The organism is Streptomyces sp. CNT372 (assembly GCF_000377145.1).
Genome location: NZ_KB897804.1, coordinates 1 through 3598, shown reverse-complemented (window position 1 = coordinate 3598; position 3598 = coordinate 1). Strand labels below are relative to the sequence as shown.

Below are 3598 nucleotides of genomic sequence, written 5' to 3'. Positions count from 1 at the left end.
CGTCGGTCCGTGTGTTTCTTGTCCGGTCCTTTTGCCCGTCCGTGTGCCGGCTGCGGGGCGGGTGTCACGTCAGGAGGTCCGGGGCCCGTAGCAGTTCGGGTGGGATGTTCCAGGCGTCGACCAGGTCGACGGCCAGTGGCCGGACCTTGCGGCAGAGGTCGTTCACTTCCCGGCTGATGGCCTTGGACCGTTGCGCGGTCAGCCGGCCGTGTTCCATGAACCAGGCCCGGTCCGCTTCGATTGTGGAGAGCGCGAACAGGTCGCACAGCAGTCCTGCTGCGACCTTGTTGCCTCCGTCGGGCATGGCGCGGAAGGTGTCGACGAACGCCTCCAGCATGAGCCGTTCGACGTGGGCGTGGGCCAGGGCGATGGCATGGTCCTGCACCTGGGAGTAGACAGCTGCGGGATGGCGCTTGTGGTCGGCACCGTGCTTCAGCCGGCGTGCGAGCCCGGCGAGCATGTGTTCCTCCCGGTAGCGCAGCATCGCCAGTTGGTACTCCGGGTCGAGCAGCCCCGCCTCCTGGTCCCATTCGTCACCGCCGGGCAGCAGATCGCGGACGCGTTCCAGCAGGTTGTGCACGGACGTCTTCTCGATGAGCGTCTCGACGGCCTGCCCGGTCACGTAACGGACGATACCCAGCGGGTCCAGGTCCTCGAACTCGCCCGCGTAGTCGGTCAGCAGGCCCTTCGCGACCAGCTGGAGGAGCACGTGGTTGTCGCCCTCGAAGGTGGTGAAGACATCGCTGTCGGCCCTGAGGGCCGCGAAGCGGTTCACTGCCAGGTAGCCGGCGCCGCCGCACGCCTCCCGGCACTCCTGCACTGTGCGGGTGGCGTGCCAGGTGCCGAGCGCCTTCGTCCCGGCGGCCCGCGACTCCAGCCGCCGTCGTGCCCGCGGATCGTCCCCGCCGCCGGAGAACACGTCGTGCAGCTGCCGCCGGACCACGTCCTGCGCGAAGTGCAGCGCGTACGTGCGGGCCAGCAGGGGCAGCAGCCGCCGCTGGTGCAGTCCGTAGTCCAGCAGCAGCCGTTCGGGCGCCCCCGGCGACGCCTCGAACTGGCGCCGCCGTACCCCGTACCTGACGGCGAGGGTGAGGGCGACCTTGGCGACGTTCACCCCGGCGCCGCCGACGCAGACCCGGCCCTGGACCAGGGTGCCGAGCATGGTGAAGAAGCGCCGGTCGGGGCTGTCGATGGAACTGGTGTACACGCCGTCGGGGGTGACGTCCGCGAAGCGGTTGAGCAGCGCCTCGCGCGGCACCCGGACCCCGTTGAAGCGGATACGGCCGTTGTCGACGCCGTTGAGGCCCATCTTGCGGCCGTCGTCCTCGATCTCCACGCCCGGCAGGACCCTGCCCCCGGACCGCAGGGGGACGACCAGCGCGTGCACGCCGCGGGACTGCCCGCCCACCTCCAGCTGTGCGAAGACCACCGCCAGTTCGGCGTGCCGGGCCGCGTTCCCGATGTAGTCCTTGCGGGCGGCGTCCCCCTCGGTGGTGACGACGAACTCCTGGGCGCCCGCGTCGTACCGGGCGATCGTGCCGAGCGCCTGGACGTTGGAGCCGTGCCCGGTCTCGGTCATCGCGAAGCAGCCCAGCAGCCGCCCGGCCACCACGTCCGGGAGGTAGGCGTCGTGGTGCCGCCCGGTGCCCAGATGCAGAATGGCCCCGCCGAACAGCCCGAACTGGACCCCGACCTTGACCAGCACGGACAGATCGCCGAACGCGAGGGTCTCGAAGGCGGCGACCGAGGCGCCGACATCGTCGCCACCGCCGTACGCAGCCGGAAACCCCATCCCCGTCCGGCCCGTCCGGGCCAGCTCGGCCACCACGTCCCGCACCCGCTCTCGGAACGCGTCCGTACCGAGCCGCTCGGCGTCCTCCAGGACGCAGGCATGCTCCACCAGACCGGACCGCACCAGGGCGCGGATTCCGCCGTACCCCCCGTCGAGAAGGGCGGCCAGGGCCTTGACGTCGATCTCGGGCTGCGTGTACCCGCTCACCGCGGCGGAGGAGTCGTCGGATGCCATGGCCCTCCGCTACCCCCGGCCCGTACGGATCAACCCGCGGTGATCATTCGGCGGAGCCCGTTGCCGGGGTGGCCCGCCGTGACGTACGGGCAGTCGGTTAGGCTGCCCTTGCCTGCGTGCAGCGGCTTGGTGTCGGGTCCGGGAAGCGCACCGCGGGTGGGAACCCGAAGGAGACAGGCGCGCAGGTGAGACACGGTGACCGGGTCTGTGTGCGTCGCGCTCCCGCCGCGGGCGGGACGCCTCCGCGGATGACCAGGGACGCGGCCCCCGGTCCTGTGCCCGGAACGGGGCGCCATGGGTAAGGTCGCGCTCACCGCCGGCGCCCTGTACGTGATCGTCCTGCTGCGGGCGGGCGGAACCTTCGCCGTCGGGTGGCTGTCCGGCGCCGGCGCCCGGCGCAGCAGGTTCGCCGCCCGGCTCTCCTCCGCGACGTTCCAGCGCGCCGAGCGGGCCATCCAGCGGTGGGGCGCACCGGTCGTGGCGGTGTCCTTTTTGACCGTCGGCTTCCAGACCGCCGCGAACTTCCTCGCGGGCAGCATGCGCATGCCCCTGTCGCGCTACCTCCCCGCCCTCTTCGTCGGCGGCGCGGCCTGGGCCCTGGTCTACGCGACCGCGGGCCTCGGGGTCCTCTCCGTGCTGGGAAGGCTCTTCGGCGAGCGGACGGCCCTCGGCGTGTCGGCCGTGGCCGTGCTGCTCCTGGGGGTGGGCGGGGTGATCGTCCACCGCAGAAGAAGTGCGGCCCGGTCCTCCGCCGGCACTGTGGCCGATTAGCCGCTGGGCGGTCGGCGTCGGGGTTCGCCGGTGAGGTCGCCACCTGGCCCGGATCGTCGTCTTCACCGTCCTGGCCCCCCGGTACGGGCCTCGCCTCCGCCTTCTGCGTCCCGCAACTCCAGGACATGGTCCGGCCGGCCATGTCCGGCCTGGTCGCCGGCCTGCTCCGCGTCGCGGAGGGCGGTGGCCCAGCTCTTGGGCTGCGCGGCCGGGTGTTGTTCCAGCCAGGCCGTGCAGGATGTACGGGAGCAGCGAATCGATCAGTGCCGGCGCGATGTCCGTGGAGCCGGGCCGCGGCTGTTCCAGTTCTGTGCGCAATAGCTTTACGGCCGTGGCCGGTTCGGGGTGCTGGGAGGGGCTCGCGGGCAGCTGGATGAGCTGTGGCGGCTGCCGTACGAGGGGGTGGGGGCGGGCCTGGTCGGGGTGGTTGTTGCCGTGCAGCAGGTCGGTGGCGGCGCCCTCGCCGCCGACGGTGGCCGTGCCGCGTGGTGGGCCCGGGCTGTACTGCGTGGCCCGGTCGGCCTCGGAGGGGGTGTCGGGGTGGTCGGCCAGGGTGTGACCGCGCCCGTCCCGCAGGAAGACCACGTCGCCCGGGCCGAGCGGGAGGGGCGGCCGGTGGGCCGTGTCTTGCAGCGGGGCCGGCCGGCACGTGCCCGACAGCACCTCGTGGAAGCCCGCACCGGCCACCCGGGGGAAGTCTCAGTCCGAGTGGCACTCGTCCGGTGGTCCGTACGGAGACTGGTGGTCCGGTACGCATTGAGGCCAGTATCTCGGTACGGTGACTGGTGGTCCGGTACGCAT

2 protein-coding genes and 1 pseudogene are annotated in these 3598 nt (G+C 72.2%); 1 reads left to right on the top strand and 2 read right to left on the bottom strand.

What is annotated here, in order from left to right; translation table 11 throughout:
• Window positions 1–64 precede the first annotated feature (64 nt).
• Window positions 65–2026: an acyl-CoA dehydrogenase family protein gene (locus C593_RS0128305; RefSeq protein ID WP_018850693.1), complete on the bottom strand. Its 1962-nt coding sequence runs from the start codon at window positions 2024–2026 to the stop codon at window positions 65–67.
• A 294-nt stretch (window positions 2027–2320) separates the two neighbouring features.
• Here C593_RS0128305 and C593_RS0128300 point away from each other — a divergent pair, with 294 nt between their 5' ends.
• Window positions 2321–2797, top strand: coding sequence for a VTT domain-containing protein (locus C593_RS0128300; protein WP_018850692.1), 477 nt, complete (start codon window positions 2321–2323; stop codon window positions 2795–2797).
• 294 nt (window positions 2798–3091) lie between these two features.
• Here C593_RS0128300 and C593_RS34045 read toward each other — a convergent pair.
• Window positions 3092–3460, bottom strand: a pseudogene (locus C593_RS34045) (cupin domain-containing protein); the annotation flags it as partial.
• Between the last annotated feature and the right edge of the window lie 138 nt (window positions 3461–3598).